The sequence below is a fragment of the Thalassotalea fusca genome (genome assembly GCF_053485835.1).
Window position 1 is genome coordinate 1 of record NZ_JBQRUN010000025.1, and the last position, 23,807, is coordinate 23,807.

The following is a 23,807-nucleotide window of genomic DNA, read 5'->3' on the forward strand; positions in this document are numbered from 1 at the left end:
CCTGTTGAATTAAATCTGGAGATAGCAACTCGGCATATTTTTCAAAAGTACTGAAGGTATTACATGAGTTAAAGGCAGTGGCGAGTTCACTTTCAAAGCGCATAAAAACAATCCGATATCAGACAATAATATCGGATTGTTGCATATCCATAGGATCGTTCAATTGATCCCATAAATTAAAACCTTAACTGATCGGCATTACTTGCCTCTAAGCCTTTTAATTCTCGCTGAATGATCAAATATTTAATTCAATTGGTATAACTACACTACTCATATAAATTGAGTGAAATATTCTGTTTTATCACCTACGCGTTCTGTTTTATTAATAAATATTATGCGCGCATGATGTATTGTGAAAAGGTTGTTTTTTTGCCAATGCTAACCAACATGTTGTGAAATTGTTGTGTGTGGCCTTAAACGATATTCCTGCGGCGTTACCTGAAACCATCGCTTAAAAGCACGCTGAAAGGCACTTTGCTCGGAGTATCCTAGCATTGCGGAAATGTATAGCAACTTATGATCAGTTTGCGATAAGTATGACAATGCTAATCGTTGGCGAATGCTGTCGATGAGCTGCGTTAGATTAGTTTGCTCTTTTTGAAACTGTCGTTGTAATTGGCGAACACTGATGCCCAAAAATGTTGCAACTTCATTGAGTTCAGGAACTCGCTCAGGCAATGTTTCCACAATGTATTGTGAAATGAGTTCTAGCGATGCTGACGAGCGCAACGCATTTACTTTGTTTTCTGCATGGCGACTTAAGATTGACAACACTTCTTGATTGTTTGTAGTTAATGGCAATGATAATGATGACAGGTGAATTTTAATGCCATTAAAGTTGGCATTAAAATGTACTGGGCAGCCAAAAAACGCTTGATATTCATCCACTGTGGTCATGCAATCATGGGTAAAATGAACACTAATGGGTTTGTCTTGGGTTTGCGTCACATTAAATGCAAAAGCAACCCAAGCGGTGATCACTTGCTCATTGGAGTTGTCGCTGCACGATAAATCGGATAACCAACGAACGGTAACAACATCGCCATCTATCTCATGATGCGCACTGCCTGAATTACCCATCAAGCATTGAAATTGTCGCTGATAGGCCAATGCATCCCACAACGTAGGCGCGGCTAATACGATATGGCCGAGCAAACCCCAAGAACTTAAGTCGAACGCTTTACCTTGAATAAAGCCGATATTTTTGATGCCAAGGTGTTTTACCCCAAAATCGATCAAATGTTCGTAGTCGGCAATGGTAAATTGTTGCTTTGGGTCGTTTAACGCCTGTTCATCACTTTCAATAAGCGACAATAACACCTGACGTGACAATCCTTGCCGCGCAAGAAAATTGAGCAGCGTTCTAACCGTATAATGCGGCAGGCTAACCCGCATTTTGGCTCAGTCCAGATTTTTCAAGCGCACAAATGGTATCCTGCTGACGGATCATGCCCAGTAAAATTGCTAATTGCGCCGCATAATAGGTAAACATCACAACCCAATCTGAATAGGGTAATGGTGTTTTGAATAGGCTAAGTGACAGCGCAGAATCAGAAGCAACAAAGCTTATTGCGCCTATTACTGCACTTAGGTGCAAGTTACCTAAAAGCGCAGAAAGTGCCATCACCGTGATAACGGTCAAATAAATAGTGACTGGAATAAATAAATCGCCCGTAGCCGGTAATATGTAGCTTGCCATGTAAACCGAATACAGAGCGATAACTAAGGCAATGATTTTACGCCCAATAGAGATGGGAGACGACAGGCGGTGTTGTATAAATGTCACGCTGTAAATAATTTGCGCAATCAAAAATGCCCCTAAGCCAAAAATGAAGCTATTGGCAAAGGTTAAGGCTAGAAAAACATCACCAAAGCCAGAGGCGATCAATGCACCAACCATTAGTGTTCGGGTTTTGCCTGCAAGTTGGTTGTAGGCCATCGCAACCAATAACAAAATAGGGGCTACTTTCAGCAAAAACTGGCCGCTATAAGGCGCGTGGGTTAGGCTGAACAAATAAATAGTGCTCAGCACGAGGAACAGTGAAATAAGTGACTTGTTGTTCATTTTAGATACGCTTTTATTCTTCTTTTGAGTAGCGATTAACGCAATTCAAATTACATACTGGTCATACCTTTATAACATCTTAGCGAACAAATGTAAGTACTGGAGATAAATAAATCTACGTGTCATATAAAAGGCGTCAACTTTACACTTAACTCGCTGATTTTAAACCTTTTGCATGCAACTAGTATCACTGTGATATCAATTGGGCTACCAAAGCTGAATGCACATTTTTAAGCTGAGCAACAGCAACAGGCAGGCGAAAATTTTCTTTAAGAAGGCGACGGGTAAACGGTTTGCCCAATTAGCGCCTATCGGGGCAAAAATCATGGTGCAACATGAAATAATCAGCACAGCTGGCCAGTAAATAAAGCCAATAATAAAGCTGTCATTTGTGGCTTGCGCCCATCCGTTATAAACAAAACCAGCGGAACCTGCAATCGAAATAGCAACGCCTAGTGCTGCCGATGTACCAATTGCTTGCTTAATGTGTACATTGTGCCAAACCAAATAGGGCACTGACATTGAACCTCCTCCTATTGATACCATAGAAGAAATGGCGCCAATCCCTGAACCGACTACAGACAAGCCGAGAGGCTTAGGCAACGTTCTTGAAGGTTTAGGTTTGCTATTCTTAAACATTTGAACGGCGACTATTGCCATGAAAACAGCAAAGAACATACCCAAAAACAATGTGGAAAGTTGCGCAACCAGAAAAGTCGCAGCAAATGCACCCACGATGATGCCTGGTGACACACCCTTAACCACGGACCAAATGACATTTTGATTGCGGTGGTGAGCCAGCGCACTCGAGATTGATGTGACAACAATGGCTGCCATCGACGTACCTAATGCCAGATGAACCACCTGATCATTGGGAACACCGATAGCAATAAATAGTGAAGTTAGTACAGGAACCATAATACCACCCCCTCCAATGCCTAAGAGTCCTGAAGCAATTCCCGCAATCACACCCAATGCGATAAGTTGTAAGATAACGGTCAAATCCATAATGGTTCCATAGAAGTTTCAGCTTGAAAGGTATTGTATCGATAGGCTATGGTGGCGTTAAGTGGATAATAGGACTAAAAATGTAGATTTTATGCCAAATTTAATACGCATTGCTAATGCTGCATCTGGCATTAGCCAACTCAGCAATCCTATCGTGGCTTTTACCCGTGATATCAAAGCCCATGTGCAAGTGTCGATGCATCAACATCTGTGGGGACAATTTGTATATGCGAGCCATGGTGTGTTACTGGTTACTGCCAGTAATCACAGATATATCGTTCCTGCTCAACAAGGCGTTTGGGTACCTTCGCATACCCTACATGAAGTAACGTCCCAAACCGATGCTAAAATCGTCAGTGTGTACATAGATAATCGTGAGGCTGCTAGTTTGCCAAATAGCGCAACGGTGTTATCTGTTTCGCCGCTATTACAGGCGCTGCTTGTAGAGGCCGCTCAACTGCCAGAGCACATTCAATGGTACAGTGCCGATGGCCGATTGCTGCGTCTAATAAGAGACTATCTCTGCAAAGCAAACCCCATCGTATTTCACCTACCATACCCTACAGATAAACGTTTAATTAAAGCTGTGAGCATAATTGAGCGTGATTCAATGGAATCGCTGAATATTCAAGCAGTATGTACTGAGGTGGGTATGTCAGTACGTCATTTTTCTCGCCTTTTTAAAGTGGAAACTGGCATCACTTTCAGAGAATGGAAGTTAAGACAGCGCATTCAAAGTGCAATTCAACTGCTCAACCTCGGACATGCTGTAAACACCACGGCGCTAATGTTGGGCTATGAATCTGCCTCTACTTTTATCGCAATGTTTAAACAGCAAACGGGTGTCACACCAGGTGAATTTCTAAAAGTTTAATTTGAAGTTGTACTTCGACGCTCATTGCCATTAATACCGTACGTCCTGTACATCGACGTTCCTTGCCATCCATATAATCCCGCGCATCCTGAGTGCGAAGCAATCGAAGGGCACGTCATACCGTATGTCCTATACATAAAAACCAGTGCTATGCACTGGTTTTTATGTCAAACGCGTTTACTTACTTGGTACTATAAAATCGTCCAGCACTGCTCTTGGCGACAAACTTGTTTGTCTTGGCTGGCGTGCTGATAGTCGCCATCTTGATGAGCTTGGCCAAAGTTGCGCGTAATAACACGTTTCTTCGACGGTTGAATTAACAACTGGTTGTAATCAGCAATTAAATCTTCTTTAGTCATCGCTTTGATGCCTGCGGTTAATTGCGCACGTTTATCAAACTGAGTATAACCATCAACCATTTGGTTCCAAAGTCGGCGCGTACGTTCAGAAAGGTTCTTGTCTTTACGATTAATCTTACTTAGCAACCCAGCTTTGTGTTGTTCGAACTCTTCGGCTGACATTGTTTTTAGCTGATCAAACTGCTCCGCAATAAAGGTATCAATGTGTTTTTGCAACGCAACAGGACCGACTTTTGAAGATTGAACATAGAAGTTCAACGCGGGTAACGTTGAAAATTCACCGCTGAACGTACCGACAACATAGCCTAATTGTTGTTCGGTACGCATGCTGTGATAGTACTTAGCACTAAGTACTTGAGCTATCATGCGCGAACTAACATTGCCCTTCATTGAATGGTCTGACGGGTAGCTGATGACTAACGCAGAATCATCGTGATTGATGTCCATCTCGTTAATAATCACTGTTCCTGGTTCTACATGACGCACCACCTGTTCAGTTTTAGCGGCAATTTTCTTGGTTAAGAAGGTTTCTTTGAGGTTTTTCGCTAAGGCAATAGCCTCATCTTGGCTGACGTTACCATGTGATAACGCATTGATACGCACTTCTGACAATAGTTGATGCATGAATTGCTTCAAGTCGCTAAACGTGACAGGTTCAAGTGCCGCCGCTAACATTTTTTCTGAAAACGGATCTTCACCAAATTCACGTTCCTGACGGTCGAATACTTGATCTATAGGACGTGCAAGCGCGGCATTTTTCCAGTCTCGTAACAAACTGGCTTTCAATAAATCAAATTTATTCTTATCGATGTCAAACTTAGCAATCGTTTTGTTTAAAACGTTAATTAGATCTGCTTGCTTATCGTTAAAGCCATTGATGGCATAGCCGATACCTTTTTCAGAAGCAAAAACATTGTAGCTTAAACCAGCAAGTTTTGCGTCGTAACCAAACGCATTAAGTTTATCTTCCAAGAGCTTTTCAACTAAAGCGACTTTGGCACGGTTTTCTATACTGCTGCGTGCATGTGGAGACTCTAAGCGCATATACATGCTAGCTTTTGGAATACCAAAACTTGTATCTTGCATGTGCCACATTTCAATACCGGTACCAGACATGGCGAGTGTTGGTTTACCACTACTTTCTTTTGGTAAGAGATCGGTATTTTCTGCAATAAACGGATTAAGTTTAGGTAATTGCAAATTGTCGTTGGCTTTCGCTTTAGACCAGCGAGTCAATGATGATTTTGGTAGCTTATTAACTGAGTAATCAACGTTGTATAGTGGTTCTGTTTTATTGGTTGTTAAGTCGGGCGCAACTAACAATTGTTGCATGTTAAATGGTGAAAGCTCGTTCAAAAACTTGTGTGTTGTCTTAGCATCAAACTGCTGGTACTCGTAGTATGCGTTAAGTATGTGTGTTGCTGGAGTACTTTGTAGTTGCGGTGCTAAGCTACTTACAGTTCGCATTGGCGATACTTGCTCTTGGAAAGCAAAGTCAATTTTAGCGATTTTCTTAATTTCTTCGTAGTACGCCTGACTTACACCTTTTTGCTTGACCAGATCAATGTACGCAAAAACCTGTTCAACGATATCATCAACTTGTTTTAAGCCTTTTTCGGTCAGTTCTAAACTAATGGTATATACATCCATTGCATCGTGATCGCGATCATAGGCATACATTGACTCGATCAGCCCTTGATTATTAAGCGATTGATACAGCGAATTGTTGCCTTTATGACCTAATAGGTGGCTAACAATGCCGATTGGTTTAGTCAGTTGATATTGCTGGGGGTCGCTAATTGGGAACTGCAGCATCAACTGACGGGTATCACGCAATGCGTCGATGTGAACTCGGGTCCCTTTTTCTTTTTCTGTTAGGAAATCACGCGATAATTTAGGTTTAGGTAGTCCGTTATTAGCAATGGCTGAAAATTTTTCTTTCACCGATGATTCTAGCGCATCCAACGGTTGATTACTTAACACGACTAATGCCATACGGTGCGCTGAATAGTGACGCTTATACGCTTTGATTAAATCATCGTATACTTTGTCATCACCACGATCCGCTAATGTGTCAAGGTTACCTACACTAAACAGGCGTTGAGGGTGATCAGGGTTAACTGCCTGACGGCTGGCTTCACGGATGCGGCGAAATTCATCTTTAATTTTCAGTGAGTATTCTGAATCTACGGCATTTTTTTCACGATCTACAAATTTAGGATCCATGGTTGGTGCAATAAAAAATTGCGCAAAGCGGTCGAGCGCTTCATCGTAAGCATCGTTCTTCACATCGAAAAAGTAGTTGGTGTTTTCTAATGATGTGTAGGCATTTGAACCACCGCCATTTTTCTTGAGGTATTCACTGTATTCACCCGCAACTGGGTATTTTTCAGTACCTAGAAACAGCATGTGTTCCAAAAAGTGGAGTAGACCCTCACGGTCTTTAGGCGCGTGGTAAGCTCCAACCGAAACATCCATTGCTGCGGCAGACTTATCGGTATTCGGATCAGAGATTAACAGCGCTTTCAGGCCATTTTCCAAAGTGACATAGCGATAATCGCGGTGATCAGACTGGCTTTTGATAACGGTTACGGCTTGTTGAGCGGCAACGGTGTTAGTTGCTTGCTGAGATGGATTCGTCGCTTGGCAAGCCGCCAGTGACGCGGTCATTGCTATGGCAATTAAGGTTGGAGTAAAGCACTTCATAGGATTTGTCCTTTATTATTTTCTACTACTTTTTCTGCTTATGAACAGGAAAATACTTATTATGAATTCTTGTTCTATTGTAGTAAATGTATTGTTAATGGAAACTTTGAAAATGTAAGTTAATGTGAATTGGTTGGAAATTGGCTAGCAGCACTTAGCTAAGCGTAAATTTGTGAGGCTTTGTGTCAGGTATTGGCATAGTCCACTGCCTCACAACTTGGCGTAATTTTGTGATATCGGTGAAATGAAAGAAGAGTGACCCCTCATTTAGTTTTGCTAAACGATAGGGGGCACTTTAATCGAACGCTATAATGTTAAATTACGGTCAGTGGTTTCGAGTAAATGATGCGCGGTTTCCGGTTCTACTGATGCGTGACCTGCGATGGTGGTAATTAGCGTTGATTTCGGTAACGATTGATGTAATAGCCAAGCATTATCGAATGGACATACGATGTCGTATCTGCCATGGACAATGGTGGTAGGAATGTGGCGTATTTTATCGCAATCATTAAGTAATTGATTGTCTAATAAAAAGCAATCATTCACCATAAAATGGGCTTCATGTCGTGCTAGTGTCCAACAAGATTCATCAGACGTTGCGGCATCTACAAACGCTTGATTGGGTTCCAGTGTACAACAACGAATCTCCCATTCACTCCAAGCTCTGGCAACTCGCTCAGCGGCTGCGTGGTCTGAACCTGTCATGACGTCATATGCGGCTTTCACGGTATTTTGGCTGCTACCGTCGGGCAGGGCGTTCAAATATTCCTGCCAATAATCAGCAAATATGCGAGTGCCGCCACCGTTATTAAACGCCCATTCAATATCTTGTGGACGTGCCAAAAATATGCCGCGTAATGTCAAGCTAATCACATGCTCTGGGTGTGCTTGTGCGTATGCTAATGACAAGGTTGAGCCCCATGAACCACCAAAGACGTGCCAGCGTTCAATCGTCAGATGCTGTCTGATCTTTTCAATGTCAGCAACTAAGGCTTGCGTATGATTTTCATCTAGGCTGCCGTGTGGCGTTGAGCGCCCACAACCACGCTGGTCGAATAAGATGATGCGATACTTTTCTGGATTGAAAAAGCGACGGTCATTGGTTGAACAGCCGGCTCCCGGACCACCGTGAAGAAAAACGACGGGCTGACCATCGGGATTACCGCATTGTTCTACATAGAGCTGATGATGTTCAGAAACCGTTAACATGAAATCGCTGTATGGCGTAATTTCAGGGTAAAGCGTACGCACGGTAAAGTCCTTGTTAGAAATTATGTGTAGCTTTAATAACATGCTAGCTTGTCATATACCAGCGTAATGCGTTTTTACATTAATTGATAGGTGCAATGCAGTTTGTATTTAACTTGCTGCCGTTATGCTATATTTTTCAGCACATTGTTGGCAGATACAGGACGGTGAGTCTTTGCTATCAGAGGGTACTGCTTGAGCAAGTGACTGCTTATCAAATGTCACATTTTGACACCAACAGTGCTCAATATCATCAACTTGACAATGATTAAGCTGGCGGCATAACGGGCAAAACTGTTCAGGTGTCGCTGTAGATTTCATGCGTCATATTATAGCCATGTTTCATCACATCAAAAAATAAAAAAAATTTAACCCCTTTTTCTTTCACTGCACGTATTACTAATAAGCAGATTGAATTTGCTCATTGGGTGTGGCCACCCCTCAAAATAAACTGATTGAGGAATACCTATGAAAAATTTAACGATATTTTCGGGCGCAGGATTAATTACTTTTGCTTTATTTGTGTTGATGGCAACTTTGGTGAGCCAACAACAGGCTGGGCTTACAAAAACGCCACCTTATGTACCTGTTACGGTAATGCAAGCGCCACCAGAATCAACGGTGAATAAAATGATTCGCAGCTTACCTAAAATACCCGAGGTACAGCCACCGCAAGTGCAAACAACAACTTTTGCAAGTGAAACGCAAAGTACCGTTGATTATAACTATGAGCCGGTGGACATGGATATTGGTGGCTCTATTGGAGGCATCGCCAAATTTGCAGGCATGAGTGAAGGAGAAGCTAGACCTATTGTGCGTACAAATCCAACATATCCAATGGATGCGGCTAGAAAAGGTATCGAAGGCTGGGTTATATTGTCATTTGATATTAATGAAATCGGTGAAGTGTTTAATGTTGCGGTTCAGGAAGCTGAACCTAAGCGTGTATTTGATCGCGCTGCCAAGCAAGCACTACGAAAATGGAAATACCGCGCTAAAGTTGTTGATGGCAAGCCTGTGATTCAACAAGGCATGACTGTGCAATTAGATTTCACTATGCAAAACCAACAATAAGGGATGGCGATTGAAATTACCGTCAATGATAAAAGGGTGGTTTAATCCACAAGTGGTACCCGAAACGCTGCTGCTCAAGTATTACCAAACGAAAGATAACGGTTATCTTGAGCAGTTAGTCACGCAGTACAATCGGGCAATGTACCACTATTTACTTACCTTGTCTGATGCTGATTTAGCCAAAGACGTGTTGCAAAATACGTGGCTAAAGGTCGTTAGTTTAGCGAATAACAAAAGCCAGCAAGCGAGTGTGCCAGCCAGTGTGAAAAACTGGCTGTTCACTATCGCCCGCAACTTATTGATTGATGAGTTAAGGCGACAACAACGTTGGCAATGGCATGCTATTTCAGAAGAGCACATTGTCACTCCCACGCTTGATCAATCAATTGTAAAGCAAGACAAATTGCAGCAACTGGAGCAAGCTCTCAGTTCGTTACCATTCGGTCAAAAAGAAGCATTGATTTTCCAGCAAGAAGGCTTCTCACTATTTGAAATCTCGCAGCTGACTGGTGAAGGTGTCGAAACGATTAAGAGTCGTTTACGTTACGCTAAAAATAACCTGAAAATTTTACTTGGAACCCAACATGAACAATGATGCATTTGAGCAAGAGCTCTCGACATTATTTGAGCGTCGAAAAGCCGAACTGGCAGTACCTGAAATAACCTTAGATGCAGCACAACAATCGCCTAAGCAGCGCAGCCTATGGGCGAAATTTTTAGGTGTGTTTTCCATTGCTGGTGGCATGTCTTTTGGCGTATTTGCCGTTATTACTTATTTATTGCCTGCCATGGAAAGCCCAAAGCAAGCATCGCAGCCACATATCCCTGTGATGCTAGATATACCCCCAGCGGGGAATGACGAACATGTAGAGAAGGTGGTTACCACACCTGCTTTGCCACCGGAACCGACAACATCTAGATCTGACTTACCTGATGCGCCGCAACCACAACCCGTACCTACAGGGCAATTAGTCGCGGTTGTGCCAGCGGTGCCGGAGCTGGCGTTGTCTGTCAATAATGATATCGCAGTGGGGGCTATGTCTGCACCACCGAAGTTGCCTAACTTAACGCATAAAGTCATGCCAAACTATCCAGTAGATGCCTTACGAGAAGAAATTGGTGGAATCGTGACATTGAGCTATGAAATAGATGAACAAGGCCATATCACAGACATCGCATTGCTGTCTGATAGATCGCACAGTATGCTGGTTAAATCTGCGAAGAAAGCGTTACAACAATGGCAGTACGAGCATGGCAATGTGACACGTGCCGAGCCGTTAACCGTTACCTTTGAATTTAAGTTGCCGGAACACTAATGAAACGCCTTATTGAAAATTATATTAGTCAAACGTTTGGCCCTGGGTTAATGGCTGACCTCAAGTTGCTCTTGGGCGAAAAAATCAATGTGTTTAACATGTTAAACAGAGAAACGCTGTGGCTACCTGAAGGTGAAGTTAATTTTCGCAAAAAACGGGCATTGCGTTCGCTGAAAAAAGTAGGACAACGATTAAATGGGACTGCTAATACGCAATCAATGCATGATCAATCAAAAGAAAAGTGGCTGACGCCCAAGAGTAACGTGATGTTTGTTAATGGTATTGTTACCTCGATTGATCTTGCTGAACATCAGGCAATGGTACTCGCAAAAGCTATTCGGCAACCCGTGACGCTAGTGCACAATGAAACTGAAGGATTGGTCAAAGACTTACTTGAGTGCAACGAAGGGCGTTACGGGGTGATGAATGCAATCACACAAAAAGTAGCAACGGTTATTAGTGAAAAATTATGTGATCCACTTGCAGAAGATAATTCCAAACTCAATATTGTCGCCTATTCCCAAGGAGCTATTATTGTTACTGCTGCATTACATCATTTAAGTCAGCAATTGCCTGCACAACAACTGGCACGAATAGCGTATTTCACTTTTGGTGCCGGCTTCCGTGAATCTGTGCTACCGGCATGTATCTATTGTGAGCATTTTGCTAACTCAGATGACCCTATTACTAAGCTCGGTGTACAGCATCCTGACTTTCCCTATTCTGGCGAGCTGTTTGTGCGACAAGCGAAAGGGCACTTTTTTATCGCCGATTATCTAATACCTATGCAGCAAGGCGTGCAATATGGTGATTCAGTGTTTGAACGAATGGTGGTACGAGCGCCTCAATAGGGCGCTCTACTTATTGGTTTAAGAAAGAATCTAAATTACTCCCAGATACCGTCGCTGGTTTTCCCCTGCAATTTAATATCATGCTTACTAAATGCGATTTTCTTACCAGATAAGCGTTTCTGTTGATAATCTTTAGTCAGTGCAACAATGGTTGGCGTTAGTAACACGATTGCCGTGATATTGACCAGTGTCATTAACCCCAACGCGACATCTGCCATTGCCCACACTTGCTTTAATGCTGCACTTGAGCCCCATAACACCATCGCCAAATAGGCCGACGTATAAACGAGTCGCCCTAGCTTATTATCTAAGTGAAACAAATGCAGGTTACTTTCTGCATAGGCATAATTGGCTACAACTGACGTAAATGCGAAAAAAGTAATAGCGATAGCAACGAAATAATCACCATAATCGCCTAAATGCACTGACATGGCTTGTTGCGTTAGGCTGATGCCTTCCATTTCGCCTGAAATGGGCATATCAGCCAGCAGGATAATCATCGCCGTACATGAACACAGCACGATAGTATCGATGAAAACGCCCAGCATTTGGACATAACCCTGTGCCGCTGGGTGATTAGGGTTAGGAGTTGCGCAGGCTGATGCATGAGGCACACTACCGGCGCCAGCTTCGTTCGAATATAGCCCTCGTTGAATACCATTTTTGATGGCTGCGCCCAATGCACCCGCACCAGCTTCTTGTAGACCAAACGCTGAGGCAAAAACATCGCCAATAACCTTAGGTAGCAGGTCTAAATTAAACACCGTGACCAACAATGCACTAATCACAAATGTGATCCCCATAAACGGCACAACCCATTCGGCAAATCGGGCAATGCTTCTCAGGCCACCTAAGACAATAAGGCCAGCAACGAGAGTCAGTGCAATACCAACATACATAGTGGGTACATTAAACGCATTGTTTAGTGCGTCGGCAATGGTGTTTGCTTGCATTGCACTGAAACTAAAGCCGTAGCCAAGAAATAGACAGATGGCGAATAATACCGCGAATTTTCTGCTGCCTAAGCCCATTTGAATATAGTATGCCGGACCGCCACGAAACTCTTTATTCTCGTCGTGTACCTTGTAGAGCTGTCCGAGTATGCTTTCTGCAAATCCTGTTGCCATGCCAAGGAGCGCAATCACCCACATCCAAAAGATGGCACCACTGCCACCAAGCGAGATTGCTACTGAGACCCCAGCCAGATTTCCTGTGCCGACGCGCGCAGAAAGACCGGTACAAAGCGCTTGAAAGGAACTAATGCCAGCACTATCGCCTTTTGCGCTGTTTTTCATTACCGAAAACATGTGACGAAAGTGGCGAAATTGAATAAAACGCAAATGATAACTAAACCAAAAACCAGCAAAAAGTAATAAATAAATCAGAATTTGTCCTGATCCCCAAAGCCAGCTATTTATTGTTGCTATCATTTGTTCAAACATAGATTCCGCCTGTCTTTCTTATTCTCATTGGTGTCACGGGTTAACGCAAATTGCTGAAAGTGGCTCCCGGACGTGGTGATAAATGTATGCCTGCGAGCATGCATCGCACGCTTCCTCCGGCTTGCTCTATCGTACTGACGTCTAAAGGTACCAATTCACTGCTTTTTTCAATTTGTTGCTTTTGTTGATTAGTCAGTGCATTAAATGCTGTTTTCGATAAGGCCAATATTTTATTGTTTCGTCCTTGCAACTCGATGGCGTTGCCACAAAATTGTGAAATTTGTGCGGTGGATAAGGGAATCACCCGACGATTTGACTGCTCGAAGCGGTCGATAATTTCATTCTTACGATCGGCACTAGTGATCATATCAAGCCCTATCAGAACATAGTCATTGGCAATACACATCAACACATTGGTGTGATAAATCGGCTGACCTTGGTGATCTTGCGCATCAAAAGCCATCGGTTCAAAATTAAAATGAGTACAAAAACGTTCGAGAATAATGGCGTCAGTTCGATGCGAATTAACCGCATAAGCAACACGTTCTATGTGGTCGAGCACCATTGCACCTGTACCTTCCAAGAATAAGTTATCTTGTTCTAAACCCGAGTAATCAATGACTTCTTGCACACGATAGTGCCTTTTCAAGAATTCGATTATGTCGTATCGACGTTCACCACGCCGATTTTCTGCATACATAGGATATAAAGCGATGTGCCCTCCAGCATGCGTTGAAAACCAGTTATTTGGAAAGACGGCATCGGGTTTATCTTTGTCTTGGCAATCGAAAAGGTGCGTGCGAACACCGTGTTGGCTGAGTGTTTCTGCAACACGAGTTACTTCATCATATGCGTGTTTGGCGGCTGCTTGCGGCGACAAACCGTCAATAATCGACTGAAAGCCATTATCGTTAGCCGTTTGTGGGTTGGGCGTAAAATGGTGAGGTCTAATTAACACCACCGCTGCAGGCGTTTGAGGGCTGTAAGTCATACTGATACCAACGAATGTTCCAAATTATTTATTTTACTGTTAACTACGAAACTAATAGTACCCATCATAATGCAGAACATTGTTAAGCAAAAAGCCACAAAACTTATACAAATTGCACTAATTTTTGACATTATGCTAAGTTATCACTAGCAAATTGTATAAACAGGGGCGAAATTTGAAGCAAATACCATATCTATCCGATTTACTCGATCGACAACTTATCGCCTTATTACGGGAAGACGGCCGCGCACCTATTTCACAGTTGGCTAAACAACTAAAAGTGTCGCGGGCGACGGTTCAAAATCGATTGGAACGATTGACTACAAGTGGGGCGATTCTTGGCTTTACTATACGTGCCCATGAGCAGTTAGAAAAAGACAGTGTCAAAGCCATCATGATGATCGCAGTAGTTGGACGCACGACGACTAATGTGATCAAACAGTTGCGTGGTTTTCCTGAGTTACAAAAATTACATACGACCAATGGTAAATGGGATTTGGTAGCAGAGCTGCAAGCAAGTGATTTAACTGATTTTGATCGCGTCTTACGTATGGTGCGAGAAATTGAAGGTGTTTCAAAAAGCGAAACCAGTATTCTACTGACCAGTTTATAGCTAAGTTATGTTATTACTCTGGGTTATTTACTGGTGCTGATTGGCACAGTAGGGGCGTTGGATATTTTACTTACAGGTAATAACCACTTTTCAAGAATTTGATCATAAACGCCATTTTCCTTTATTGCATTGAGTGCCTGACGATAGCGGTTAACGATTTCGTCGCTGGTGAGTGGACTGAACGCGAGTGATAGTGGTGCCATTTCAGGAATGGCGAATACTTTTTCAACTTGATGATAATCGAGCGACATTTCACGCATTTTCCAGCGCAATGGCATTTCGCCATATTCCGACAAATCCACATGGCCGTTAAATAACATCAATAATTTTTGATTGGCACTTGATACGGGCAATAAATGTAAACGTTTGGATAAATCGTACCACCGCATCAGGATTTGTTGATCAACACCATCATTGAGCACGGCGGTTTGGTAGCGTTTCAAATCTTGTTTATTCTCTACCTGAATGTCGGTGCGCTCTGCCATCTTCCAAATATATGAATCTGAATAGTAAAGTGTTCCTGCCCATTTAAACATGCTGCTGCGTTGTTCTGAGTGGATAATGGAGAATATCGCGACGTTTTCCATATGCTGTGCCATGTAATAAATTCGCGCCCAAGGAAAGACCTTGATCTCGACGATATCTTGATCGCCGACAAAGTGGATGAGCGCCTGCACCACATCATAAGAAAAGCCTGTTAACTGGCCAGTTTCTTCATCAATAAAGTTATATGGCGCGTAGATTTCGGTGCCAAAGAGAATGCGTTCATTGGCATGACTTGAAAATGTTGAATAGAAAAAAATATGCAAAACAATAGCATACTTTAACCATGCTATGCGCTTCATCACTATCTCTACTTAGTGGTCATTTAATAAGTATAGTGATTAATTGCGCGGTTGCTGTTCTCGTTGCTATTGCGCTGGAAATTGCCATTTATACAGGATTTTCTGGTAAGTCCCGTTTTGCTTGATGTCGGCTAACGCCTGACGATACTTGTTCACGATGGCATCGTCAGTTTTTAAACTAAACGCCAGCGATAACGACGTCATTTCCGGTACGGGCATCACTTTTTCCACCGTTGAAAAATCAATTCCCATTAAGTGCATTTTCCAGCGAAGCGCAAGTTCGCCATATTCAAATAACTCCGCGCGACCGCTCGTTAACATTAATAACTTCTGTTCTGTACTGGTAATCGCCAGTAAATGGTCATCGATAGATAAGCCATATTCTCGGGTCAAAATTTGATAATCGATACCGTCGTTAATCACCACGGTTTTATAGCGTTTCAGATCTGCTTTGTTATGAACCTGAATATCGGTTCTAGCGCGAAGTTTCCATATATAGGCATCAGGGTAATAGAGAACGCCCACCCATTTAAACATCTTCTCTCTTGCTTTGGAGCGCACCATGGAAAAAATGCCAACATTCTCCAAATGCTGTGCCATATAATAAATGCGCGCCCAGGGATAAATTTCGATTGTGGCATTATCTTGGTCACCAGCATGCGCGATGAGAGCTTTAACAATATCGTTTGAAAAGCCTGATATTTGACCTGTTTGACCATCCACAAAATTGTAGGGTGCATAAACTTCTGTGCCAAATAGCAATTGAGGCTTGGTGGTGGCATCAATTTCTGCTGCAAAAGTGCAAGTAGCGATCAGAAACAGACACATTAACACAAGATTCTTCACTATCACCTCAAATACGATCGGTATTTTGTAAGTATAATAATCCTTTCACTTTCTGCCGCTATTCCGTTTGAAGCAGCCCTAGGTATGGTGATAATGCCAAATTGAAATGAGGGCAGATTTCTTTTTTTTGGTCAGCCTTGGCTTCAATGAGAGTGCTTATCGCTTTTTGCTGTTAACGCTCTTGTGTGGCGCAATAACGAATCGTCACCTGTCTTACCATGACCGGGTATTACCGTTTTTACACTAGGGTACTTTGCCTGCACATTAGCGACAGATACAGGCCAAGCGTTGATATCTGCATCACCAACATCGCCTAAGCTTTTGCTGGATAAACTTTTTATTAAGCAACCACCAAAAAGCAATTGGTGCTTGGGTAACCAAACGACAATATTGTCACTGCTGTGTCCTGCACCAGGGTAGTAGGTTTCAATTTTATCGTGAAACAACACGTTGTGTACGGCGTTTAGCGTGCTGCTTGCCATAGCCTTAGCGTTAAGTTTTAGTAGTTGATTTGTTTGGCTTGTGGCATAGGTTTTAATACCTTGCTGATTCAAATAGTTGATGCCACCACTTCTATCCGCATGCCAATGTGTGGAAATACTGCCTTTGAGTGATAGCTTTTTCTCAGTGATCCAATTCAACAATTGAGCTGTGTCTTGATCTGTCCACGGCGTATCAATCAAAAATGCATCATTGCCGTTCACAACAATGAGCCCATTAGAAGGAACTAAACCAAAGCCATCAACGTGTTTATAAGAGGTGTAGTGATAAAGGTCATCTGCTAACGGAATTATTTTTAGCGGCTGTTCCGTGTTATCAGCAAAAACATTATTAACGAGCATGACACTCGATAGCAGCGAAACGAGGAGAAAACGAACAACCTTCACTAGAAAAAACCTACTTAGAAACAATGACTACAACGCTAAAGGTTATTGGCAGTGAGCGCAATCATATGCGCTCAAATATTTGTAACAAGGTCTTTGTTGTTAACGGTGTAAAAATCCAAATATTCGTCCTAACAACTGACGATGTACTTGCTCACGATCTACACCCGCTCTGTCTTCACACAGTGATACGCCTTGGGCCTTGTGCGGATGATCACATTTGTTCAAATAAACAAAATGCCCTTCATTGTTGTTAAGTGAAACGAGCGTCGCTTTTGGCATATGAGTCGCGTAGTACTTAGCGTGATGCTCAAACGGCAGAAAGTCATTATTAAATGAACCTACCACCAAGCTCGGCACAGACACTTTAGATAAGCTTTCAATAGTGGCCGCAGGGCCTAATGCTGGATCGAGCATTACGATACGTTGAATGCGCTTATCTTGACTGTTATTGATCGTTGTAGATTGAACAGCAGGCTTAGTTTCAGCGCCTTTCTTGGCATAAGAACAACCTAAGTCGCCAGTGGATTTATTTGACTGACAATAATCTTTCATTTGTTCAAAACTTAATTCTACACCCGCCAATGCTGCGGCTGTTTGTCCACCTGATGAATGACCAATGACAACAATGTTCGGGGTATCTGACAGGTTGTCCGATGAAACAATCTGAACTAAGTTATCAATAACAAAAGAAATATCTTCTGTACGTTGCCAGAAACGAGTCACAGTACTTGGGTCAATATGTTCTCTGCCATAGCGCCAAGATTCACCATAATGGTTCATACCAATCACCGTCCAGCCTTGCGATGCTAGTGGGTAGGCTAGCCAGCTGTAATCGATAGCAGCTCCCATGGCACCATGCGATAGTATGGCGATATTTTTTACCGTTGCTTGTTGAGGTTTAAACCATAGGTCGATTTTTATTGGGCGATTGGCCACATTATTCTCAAGGTTGATTTCTTTTTTTGTGATTGGTTGTGACAATGAATCATGTGAGGCTGAATTAGCATTTGCCAATACTGTTGCGCTAACCAGCAGCGCACAAGCACTCATGCTCAATGTTTTGATGATTTGAGAAAACTTCATAGGTTTAGTCATGTAAATGTGAATCCAATGGTTATCGTTAAAGCCATTATTCTTGAATGTGTCTCACAGTGCTATGCAGAAAGTGCGAAAAATCATATGAAATGATGATGATTTAACTATTTTTTGATATTGGTACATAAATATGTGTCACGAGTTCATTTGTTGGAGTGACAGTCACATCGTTGACATAGTGTTGCACTAAGGCCGAATCTCGTAATGTATAGCTATTTTCTGAAAACCAACTGGCATAAATATTGAGAATGGTTTGCCACATGGTTTGATAGCTTCCTTCATGTTCAAATCGAGCCCATAAGCCTGCGGGCATAAGGTATTCTTGCAAACTTTCTGCACCCGATGGCGTCATATCTTCGAACAATGGTGAGCTAATGCCAGCAAAAAATCGACTTTGGGATTGTTCAACGCGCCATGGGTTGTCGATAGAAACGCCAAATAGCTGATGGTGGCTGAAATCAAAACCGTTTGATAACCGCAACGTTTCAGCTATTTGTTGATAAAGCTGTGTGGCAACTGAAAAATAAGACTGCTCTTCAAAGCCTTGCCCGTAAAGTCCGATAATTTTCTGCTCTGGCAATGATAACAATTCAGCCTGTATGGTTTGGCGTTTAGGTTGCTTGATTAATTTCGCTAGCGCAAATGCAGGCACACTATTTGATTTAACTTGGCTGGGTTCAATGGCAAATAATCGGTTAAAGGCTCGACTAAATGCCGCATGTGAGTCGTATCCTACCCGTATGGCGACGTCAATTACTGAAAATTTCTGCTCAGCTAACAAGCTATAAGCAAACTCAAGTCGTCGACGTTGAATAAATTCGCCTAGATTCATACCGGTATGTGCAAAGAATAGCCGATTTAGATGATACTTTGAGACACCAAAAGTGTCTGCTAAATCAGTTAACGTAATAGAGTGCTCAAAATTATCGTAAATGTATTGCGCAATCTTATTAATGGTTACCGAATATTTTGCTTTATGTGTCTTTTGCATAGCTATGTGAATTGTTATTTGCTCAATACATTTTGCCCAAAGTAACGATAAGTTCAATGGAAAAACACGGATGCCCCCAAATTAAACAAATTTCTAAGTATTTAAGACTCAAAGAGAAAAAATTTACTCAATCGTATTCTGCTGACGAATGATTTTTGGCTTAAACCAGAGATAAAGGTGCTGGTTAAAGTAAGATTTTTAACGTTTAAAACCCGTTGCTATAATGCAATTAATACGTTTACTCGCCGTTCATCATTTTTTTTCGCCATTCATCACTTTTCATCCCTGTTAATTCTTGTGGTCGGTAATCTTGTTACCAACTGAAACACAACCAGAATTTATAGGAAGTACCACATGAAAAACATTACAACAGTTATGACAGCAGGATTAGTTTTATTAAGCACAGCAACATTTGCACAAGAAGTAGAGCAAGACACGCTCGATGTTAAAGTGGCTTTAGGCAGTGTATATACTGAGCTGGAAGGGTTTGATGGCGAAGGCTACCGTACATCGGCTACATTAAGTTATCTACTGCCAGAAACGAGTGCGGAAATATACGGACGTGCTTCATATCAGGCGAGCCATGAAAGAAGTGATGTCGGTAAAATGTATCTAGACGAAGGAGAATATGTAGTGGGCATCGCTATTCATGCTGACACCGACTTATCGTTTTACGTTGAAACGGGTGACCTTACGCAAACGTTAGAGAGAGGTAACGAACAGATTGCTAATGACATCATCAATGTCTCGCGTTTAGGCGCTACAAAAATCTTTAAGAACAGCCAATTTGATTTAGCCATTGAACATCGCAACGGTGCAGAGACCGATTTTGGTTATCGTATGAGTATTTCACCCATCAACAGTGGTATTGGGATCAGTTATACCGATATCGGTGGCTATCAATCTATCGGCATTAACTTTGAGCATAAATTTTAGTGCTCATCAATATCAATGTTTATTCTGCCCAAATAAGCGCTATAATCTTGCGCTTATTTTTACGCTATCACAAAATTGGCGAACTTCGAACTATGCAAAAGTTTATGACTTCCAATGTGTTGTACTGGACATGCCAGATATTAGGAACAACTTTCCTATGGGGGTGGATAATGGTGATTCATTTTCAGCAAAACCCAGAAGAAACAGCGCCAGTGCTTAAGTTTCTTGAAAATGCCATTATTACAGTTTTCGCAAGTCACTTTATATTAAGGAGACAGATCAAAGCCCATTCGATCTACGGTCACTTTAACTTCAAAATATATGCAAAAGGGATAGTGCTCGCGTCACTTTTTTATTACGTTATTGAAAGGATGAATGATGCGCTATTTTCTTTGATGGCAGAAAAAGTTCGTCCATTTATGATTACGAACGAATTGTCTGGATTCATTGCACAAATGATAGCAGCTATGGCCTTATTTTCCTTGTGGAGCGCGCTATATATTTCAATTACTTCAATTCGTGATAGCCGACAAATGGCACAACAGCTCAAAGAAGAGCAGTTGTCGAGTTTGATGAATCAGGTCAACCCACATTTCTTGTTTAACTCACTCAACACTATTCGTGGAATGATATTTGAAAATCAAGAGAAAGCGGCCGAACTGGTGACACAATTAGCGAGTTTATTTCGTTACAACCTGTCATTAGATACCCGCGTCACTGTAACGTTTACGGAAGAACTACAAATTTGCCAGCAATACTTGGCAATCGAGGCAATTCGACTAGGTGATCGGTTAAAGGTAAATTACGACATTGCTCCGGAATGTCATCAACGTGTAATTCCAACAATGGGGCTGCAAACCTTAGTTGAAAATGCAATCAAGCATGGTATTGCCAATCTAAGGCAAGGCGGAGAGTTGACCATAAATGCAGCGATTGAAAACGACTTTTTGGCGGTGACAGTTGTCAATCCTTTTGACAAAGCGTTAATAAAGTCAGGCACACAAGTTGGCCTTGAAAATCTAAACAAACGCATTAGCTTACTAACAGCAAATCAGGGCAATCTGACTCATGAAGCTAAAGACAATTATTTTTACGCGACAATGCGCCTACCCAAGGAATCATGATGTCTGACAAGATCAACGCTATTATCATTGATGACGAACGAATGGCTCGACAAGAGTTACTACGTCTACTTAAATCGTTTCCACATATTGAGGTCGTGGCACAGGCCACAGATATCGATGAAGGTCTGGCGTTAATTGAGCAGCACGAGGTTGATGTAATATTCCTCGATATTGAAATGCCAGGGGGAACTGGCATTCATTTGGCGGAAAAGCTCGCAGGCCAGTACCCCATTGTATTTTGCACCGCCTATGATGAATTTGCTGTTGATGCGTTTAAGCTTAATGCGGTCGATTACTTGGTAAAGCCCATTGTTCCGCAGCGCCTTGAAACCGCTATTAATCGACTTACCAAACAAACGGAAATTGTTGAACAAACGCCGTTAGACGACGATTTTAAGCTGATGGTGAAGTTTGCGGATCATATGAAGATTATTCGCTTAGGAGATATTTTTCGCTTTGAAAGTATCGGTAATCACGCGGCCATTTATACATCACAAGGAAAAGCGTACCTTCATAGTTCCCTAAATAAGATAGAATCGCGTTTGAATGATGATCACTACTTTCGTGCCAGCCGAGTCGACATTCTTCGCATTGAATCAATACAAAAGCTAGAACAAAACGTGAACTATGGATTCACTGCCTGGCTGATAGATGGCAGTGAAGTAGAGATCTCACGCCGCCAAGCGTCTAAGTTAAAAGCTCAACTTGGTTTTCCTGCGCTATAAAGTGGAAAAATAAAGTAAATTTGTACATATGTTTTGATTTTAGCCATATTGCTTGAATGTGTGCGACAAGTGTCGCATAATGCGTGCGCAACAAAACGATAACAATGAATGTACATGAAACCTATCAACAAGTATTTGGGATTGGCGATCGCACTAATCGTGCTCTCCGCGTGTCAGCAAACGCCAGTCGTCAATAAACAGCCAGTAGAAATGCAACCGCAGGAAGCGATTGAACCAACAATCGTTGTACCTGAGACAACCATTGCAGAAAAGCCACTCTTACCGCATGAGCATCAAGACGTGTGGCAACGTATTCGTAGCCAGTTGAGTATTGAAGTACCTGACAATGAAGAAGTCGCTAAATGGCGGGAGTATTATTTAAGTCATCCAAAGTTTATGGTGACCATTGCACAGCGCGCCGAACCTTTCCTGTATTACATTGTAGAAGAAATCGAACGTAGAGAAATGCCAGTTGAGCTTGCTCTATTACCCATAGTAGAGAGCTCCTATTTGCCCGGCGGTGTTTCCCATAAGAGTGCTGTCGGCCTGTGGCAGTTCATGACCGTTTCAGCACGTCGCTTCGATATTAAGCAAAATTGGTGGTATGACGGTCGCCGAGACATTATCGAGTCTACCCGTGGCGCATTAGATTATTTCGAATTCTTTCATGATACCTTTGATGAAGACTGGTTAAACGCTATTGCCGCATTTAACTCAGGGGAAGGGCGCGTTGGTCGTGCCATACGCCGCAATAAAAAAGTGGGTTTGCCTACTGATTTCTGGTCACTGAAATTACCAAAAGAAACCACTAATTTTGTCCCGAAATTGTTGGCGATATCTGACATACTGATGCACGCAGAGCAATATAACTATACATTCACCCCAATAGAAAACCGTCCGGCAGTTGCAATTGTTGACATTAATGGTCAGCTCGACCTAACCGTTGCAGCAAGTTGGGCTGATATTGATAGTCGAGAATTGCGAGGGCTTAATCCCGGGTTAAAGCGTTGGGCGACGGATCCGGACAACCGTTACCAACTGTTGATACCGTTTGACTCAGCGGAAAAATTTGAACAAAAGCTTGCCGAAGTCGACAGTAAAGATTGGCTGCGTTGGCATCGCTTTACCGTGCAACCGGGTGATAGCTTGAGTGAAATTGGCTACCGTTATGGCATTAGTGTGGCTGATATCAAAAAATACAATCAACTTAAATCGAATTTGATACGCGTTGGTCAGTCATTAGCGGTGCCGGTGGCATATCATGACGGTATTCCATTGGAGCGCACCAAAGAAGGACTAACTAAGTTAGTGCACACGGTAAAACGTGGCGACAATTTGTGGGATATTAGCCGTAAATACAATGTAAAAGTAAACGATATTCTTAAGTGGAATAATCTAACGCGTAATAGTTTGCTTCAGCCAAAACAAAAGCTAGCAATACTCATGTAACCTTCAAAATTGTATTGTTTTGACAGGTGGAACGGGAAAGTAGTCACTGCTATCCCGTTTTTTTGTGAATATTTAAACTCGCGATACTCGATTAACCTCTACAGATTCGAGCAAACCATTAATGACGCTAAAACAGGCTTTAACATGTTGAGATGCCAAATGATTATCTAAGTCAGCTTCTGTTACCCAATTTTCATGGAAAATGAAAATACTGTCATTACTGTTGTCGACGTGCATGTCATAGTTGATGCATCCGGTTTCTTGACGAGAGGGGGTTAATAGTTTTTGCAGTTCTAGTTTAACTGTTGATTTATGAGAAGTTTGAGCGGTTATCTTAGCGATACAAGTTAGCATTGTCATTA

General features: G+C 42.2%; 24 protein-coding genes. 10 read left to right on the forward strand and 14 right to left on the reverse strand.

Annotated features, from left to right (window positions below; translation table 11 throughout):
• Nucleotides 1-378: 378 nt before the first annotated feature.
• The 3 genes from ACSLUK_RS18550 to ACSLUK_RS18560 all read right to left on the reverse strand — a co-directional run bounded on the left by ACSLUK_RS18550 (nt 379) and on the right by ACSLUK_RS18560 (nt 3,073).
• Nucleotides 379-1,395, reverse strand: coding sequence for an AraC family transcriptional regulator (locus tag ACSLUK_RS18550; RefSeq protein ID WP_448550286.1), 1,017 nt, complete (start codon nt 1,393-1,395; stop codon nt 379-381).
• Nucleotides 1,385-2,065, reverse strand: a complete 681-nt coding sequence (locus ACSLUK_RS18555; protein ID WP_448550287.1) for a lysoplasmalogenase — start codon at nt 2,063-2,065, stop codon at nt 1,385-1,387. Before ACSLUK_RS18555 ends, ACSLUK_RS18550 begins: the two co-directional genes overlap by 11 nt.
• A 207-nt stretch (nt 2,066-2,272) precedes the next feature.
• Nucleotides 2,273-3,073 (reverse strand): sulfite exporter TauE/SafE family protein, encoded by an 801-nt coding sequence (locus ACSLUK_RS18560; RefSeq protein WP_448550288.1) that lies wholly within the window; start codon nt 3,071-3,073, stop codon nt 2,273-2,275.
• A gap of 91 nt (nt 3,074-3,164) precedes the next feature.
• Here ACSLUK_RS18560 and ACSLUK_RS18565 point away from each other — a divergent pair, with 91 nt between their 5' ends.
• Nucleotides 3,165-3,947 carry an AraC family transcriptional regulator gene (locus ACSLUK_RS18565; RefSeq protein WP_448550289.1) on the forward strand — a complete coding sequence of 261 codons (783 nt, stop codon included), beginning with the start codon at nt 3,165-3,167 and terminating at the stop codon, nt 3,945-3,947.
• A 191-nt stretch (nt 3,948-4,138) separates the two neighbouring features.
• On the opposite strand, the gene ACSLUK_RS18570 is transcribed toward ACSLUK_RS18565, so the two are convergent.
• The 3 genes from ACSLUK_RS18570 to ACSLUK_RS18580 all read right to left on the reverse strand — a co-directional run bounded on the left by ACSLUK_RS18570 (nt 4,139) and on the right by ACSLUK_RS18580 (nt 8,581).
• A complete protein-coding gene (locus ACSLUK_RS18570; protein ID WP_448550290.1) occupies nt 4,139-7,012 on the reverse strand; it encodes an insulinase family protein in 2,874 nt (957 codons plus the stop codon).
• Nucleotides 7,013-7,318: 306 nt separating this feature from the next.
• Nucleotides 7,319-8,263, reverse strand: coding sequence for a prolyl aminopeptidase (gene pip, locus ACSLUK_RS18575; RefSeq protein ID WP_448550291.1), 945 nt, complete (start codon nt 8,261-8,263; stop codon nt 7,319-7,321).
• Between the two features lie 108 nt (nt 8,264-8,371).
• On the reverse strand, nt 8,372-8,581 hold the full coding sequence (locus tag ACSLUK_RS18580; protein ID WP_448550292.1) for a cysteine-rich CWC family protein: 210 nt from the start codon (nt 8,579-8,581) through the stop codon (nt 8,372-8,374).
• Nucleotides 8,582-8,728: 147 nt separating this feature from the next.
• Here ACSLUK_RS18580 and ACSLUK_RS18585 point away from each other — a divergent pair, with 147 nt between their 5' ends.
• From ACSLUK_RS18585 to ACSLUK_RS18600, 4 genes are read left to right on the forward strand one after another with little or no spacing between them, the layout of a single operon-like run.
• Nucleotides 8,729-9,334, forward strand: a complete 606-nt coding sequence (locus ACSLUK_RS18585; RefSeq protein ID WP_448550293.1) for an energy transducer TonB — start codon at nt 8,729-8,731, stop codon at nt 9,332-9,334.
• Nucleotides 9,335-9,344: 10 nt separating this feature from the next.
• Nucleotides 9,345-9,929 (forward strand): sigma-70 family RNA polymerase sigma factor, encoded by a 585-nt coding sequence (locus tag ACSLUK_RS18590; protein ID WP_448550294.1) that lies wholly within the window; start codon nt 9,345-9,347, stop codon nt 9,927-9,929.
• Nucleotides 9,919-10,650 carry an energy transducer TonB gene (locus ACSLUK_RS18595; RefSeq protein ID WP_448550295.1) on the forward strand — a complete coding sequence of 244 codons (732 nt, stop codon included), beginning with the start codon at nt 9,919-9,921 and terminating at the stop codon, nt 10,648-10,650. Before ACSLUK_RS18590 ends, ACSLUK_RS18595 begins: the two co-directional genes overlap by 11 nt.
• The gene (locus tag ACSLUK_RS18600) at nt 10,650-11,501 is read left to right on the forward strand and encodes a hypothetical protein (RefSeq protein ID WP_448550296.1); all 852 of its coding nucleotides are present in this window, start codon (nt 10,650-10,652) and stop codon (nt 11,499-11,501) included. Before ACSLUK_RS18595 ends, ACSLUK_RS18600 begins: the two co-directional genes overlap by 1 nt.
• Before the next feature lie 35 nt (nt 11,502-11,536).
• Here the strand turns inward: ACSLUK_RS18600 and ACSLUK_RS18605 are convergent, their stop codons facing one another.
• Both ACSLUK_RS18605 and ctlX read right to left on the reverse strand, forming a co-directional pair.
• Nucleotides 11,537-12,943 (reverse strand): alanine/glycine:cation symporter family protein, encoded by a 1,407-nt coding sequence (locus tag ACSLUK_RS18605; protein WP_448550297.1) that lies wholly within the window; start codon nt 12,941-12,943, stop codon nt 11,537-11,539.
• A 40-nt stretch (nt 12,944-12,983) separates the two neighbouring features.
• Nucleotides 12,984-13,934 (reverse strand): citrulline utilization hydrolase CtlX, encoded by a 951-nt coding sequence (ctlX, locus tag ACSLUK_RS18610; RefSeq protein ID WP_448550298.1) that lies wholly within the window; start codon nt 13,932-13,934, stop codon nt 12,984-12,986.
• A 175-nt stretch (nt 13,935-14,109) separates the two neighbouring features.
• Between ctlX and ACSLUK_RS18615 the strand changes: the two genes are divergently transcribed.
• Complete coding sequence (locus ACSLUK_RS18615; protein WP_448550299.1) at nt 14,110-14,547, forward strand: Lrp/AsnC family transcriptional regulator; 438 nt, start codon at nt 14,110-14,112, stop codon at nt 14,545-14,547.
• A gap of 23 nt (nt 14,548-14,570) precedes the next feature.
• On the opposite strand, the gene ACSLUK_RS18620 is transcribed toward ACSLUK_RS18615, so the two are convergent.
• The 5 genes from ACSLUK_RS18620 to ACSLUK_RS18640 all read right to left on the reverse strand — a co-directional run bounded on the left by ACSLUK_RS18620 (nt 14,571) and on the right by ACSLUK_RS18640 (nt 19,211).
• On the reverse strand, nt 14,571-15,392 hold the full coding sequence (locus ACSLUK_RS18620) for a substrate-binding periplasmic protein (RefSeq protein WP_448550322.1): 822 nt from the start codon (nt 15,390-15,392) through the stop codon (nt 14,571-14,573).
• Nucleotides 15,393-15,458: 66 nt separating this feature from the next.
• The gene (locus ACSLUK_RS18625; protein WP_448550300.1) at nt 15,459-16,238 is read right to left on the reverse strand and encodes a substrate-binding periplasmic protein; all 780 of its coding nucleotides are present in this window, start codon (nt 16,236-16,238) and stop codon (nt 15,459-15,461) included.
• 143 nt (nt 16,239-16,381) lie between these two features.
• Complete coding sequence (gene blaDIM / locus ACSLUK_RS18630; RefSeq protein WP_448550301.1) at nt 16,382-17,125, reverse strand: DIM/SIM/IMP family subclass B1 metallo-beta-lactamase; 744 nt, start codon at nt 17,123-17,125, stop codon at nt 16,382-16,384.
• 99 nt (nt 17,126-17,224) lie between these two features.
• Complete coding sequence (locus ACSLUK_RS18635; protein WP_448550302.1) at nt 17,225-18,220, reverse strand: alpha/beta hydrolase family protein; 996 nt, start codon at nt 18,218-18,220, stop codon at nt 17,225-17,227.
• Between the two features lie 100 nt (nt 18,221-18,320).
• A complete protein-coding gene (locus ACSLUK_RS18640; protein WP_448550303.1) occupies nt 18,321-19,211 on the reverse strand; it encodes an AraC family transcriptional regulator in 891 nt (296 codons plus the stop codon).
• Nucleotides 19,212-19,565: 354 nt separating this feature from the next.
• On the opposite strand from ACSLUK_RS18640, the gene ACSLUK_RS18645 reads away from it, so the two are divergent.
• The 4 genes from ACSLUK_RS18645 to ACSLUK_RS18660 all read left to right on the forward strand — a co-directional run bounded on the left by ACSLUK_RS18645 (nt 19,566) and on the right by ACSLUK_RS18660 (nt 23,445).
• A complete protein-coding gene (locus tag ACSLUK_RS18645; protein WP_448550304.1) occupies nt 19,566-20,147 on the forward strand; it encodes a hypothetical protein in 582 nt (193 codons plus the stop codon).
• 170 nt (nt 20,148-20,317) lie between these two features.
• Nucleotides 20,318-21,271, forward strand: a complete 954-nt coding sequence (locus ACSLUK_RS18650; protein WP_448550305.1) for a sensor histidine kinase — start codon at nt 20,318-20,320, stop codon at nt 21,269-21,271.
• Nucleotides 21,271-21,996, forward strand: a complete 726-nt coding sequence (locus tag ACSLUK_RS18655; RefSeq protein WP_448550306.1) for a LytR/AlgR family response regulator transcription factor — start codon at nt 21,271-21,273, stop codon at nt 21,994-21,996. Before ACSLUK_RS18650 ends, ACSLUK_RS18655 begins: the two co-directional genes overlap by 1 nt.
• Nucleotides 21,997-22,110: 114 nt before the next feature.
• Complete coding sequence (locus ACSLUK_RS18660) at nt 22,111-23,445, forward strand: LysM peptidoglycan-binding domain-containing protein (protein ID WP_448550307.1); 1,335 nt, start codon at nt 22,111-22,113, stop codon at nt 23,443-23,445.
• A 72-nt stretch (nt 23,446-23,517) separates the two neighbouring features.
• Here ACSLUK_RS18660 and ACSLUK_RS18665 read toward each other — a convergent pair whose 3' ends face one another.
• Nucleotides 23,518-23,805: a putative quinol monooxygenase gene (locus ACSLUK_RS18665; protein WP_448550308.1), complete on the reverse strand. Its 288-nt coding sequence runs from the start codon at nt 23,803-23,805 to the stop codon at nt 23,518-23,520.
• Nucleotides 23,806-23,807: the final 2 nt, after the last annotated feature.

Excerpts from the sequence above, each read along its gene's own strand:
- ACSLUK_RS18550 (WP_448550286.1), bottom strand. The coding sequence starts at position 1,395 with ATGCGGGTTAGCCTGCCGCATTATACGGTTAGAACGCTGCTCAATTTT.
- ACSLUK_RS18555 (WP_448550287.1), bottom strand. The coding sequence starts at position 2,065 with ATGAACAACAAGTCACTTATTTCACTGTTCCTCGTGCTGAGCACTATT.
- ACSLUK_RS18560 (WP_448550288.1), bottom strand. The coding sequence starts at position 3,073 with ATGGATTTGACCGTTATCTTACAACTTATCGCATTGGGTGTGATTGCG.
- ACSLUK_RS18565 (WP_448550289.1), top strand. The coding sequence starts at position 3,165 with ATGCCAAATTTAATACGCATTGCTAATGCTGCATCTGGCATTAGCCAA.
- ACSLUK_RS18570 (WP_448550290.1), bottom strand. The coding sequence starts at position 7,012 with ATGAAGTGCTTTACTCCAACCTTAATTGCCATAGCAATGACCGCGTCA.
- ACSLUK_RS18580 (WP_448550292.1), bottom strand. The coding sequence starts at position 8,581 with ATGAAATCTACAGCGACACCTGAACAGTTTTGCCCGTTATGCCGCCAG.
- ACSLUK_RS18585 (WP_448550293.1), top strand. The coding sequence starts at position 8,729 with ATGAAAAATTTAACGATATTTTCGGGCGCAGGATTAATTACTTTTGCT.
- ACSLUK_RS18595 (WP_448550295.1), top strand. The coding sequence starts at position 9,919 with ATGAACAATGATGCATTTGAGCAAGAGCTCTCGACATTATTTGAGCGT.
- ACSLUK_RS18600 (WP_448550296.1), top strand. The coding sequence starts at position 10,650 with ATGAAACGCCTTATTGAAAATTATATTAGTCAAACGTTTGGCCCTGGG.
- ACSLUK_RS18605 (WP_448550297.1), bottom strand. The coding sequence starts at position 12,943 with ATGTTTGAACAAATGATAGCAACAATAAATAGCTGGCTTTGGGGATCA.
- ctlX (WP_448550298.1), bottom strand. The coding sequence starts at position 13,934 with ATGACTTACAGCCCTCAAACGCCTGCAGCGGTGGTGTTAATTAGACCT.
- ACSLUK_RS18620 (WP_448550322.1), bottom strand. The coding sequence starts at position 15,392 with ATGAAGCGCATAGCATGGTTAAAGTATGCTATTGTTTTGCATATTTTT.
- ACSLUK_RS18635 (WP_448550302.1), bottom strand. The coding sequence starts at position 18,220 with ATGACTAAACCTATGAAGTTTTCTCAAATCATCAAAACATTGAGCATG.
- ACSLUK_RS18640 (WP_448550303.1), bottom strand. The coding sequence starts at position 19,211 with ATGCAAAAGACACATAAAGCAAAATATTCGGTAACCATTAATAAGATT.
- ACSLUK_RS18645 (WP_448550304.1), top strand. The coding sequence starts at position 19,566 with ATGAAAAACATTACAACAGTTATGACAGCAGGATTAGTTTTATTAAGC.
- ACSLUK_RS18650 (WP_448550305.1), top strand. The coding sequence starts at position 20,318 with ATGGTGATTCATTTTCAGCAAAACCCAGAAGAAACAGCGCCAGTGCTT.
- ACSLUK_RS18655 (WP_448550306.1), top strand. The coding sequence starts at position 21,271 with ATGTCTGACAAGATCAACGCTATTATCATTGATGACGAACGAATGGCT.
- ACSLUK_RS18660 (WP_448550307.1), top strand. The coding sequence starts at position 22,111 with ATGAAACCTATCAACAAGTATTTGGGATTGGCGATCGCACTAATCGTG.
- ACSLUK_RS18665 (WP_448550308.1), bottom strand. The coding sequence starts at position 23,805 with ATGACAATGCTAACTTGTATCGCTAAGATAACCGCTCAAACTTCTCAT.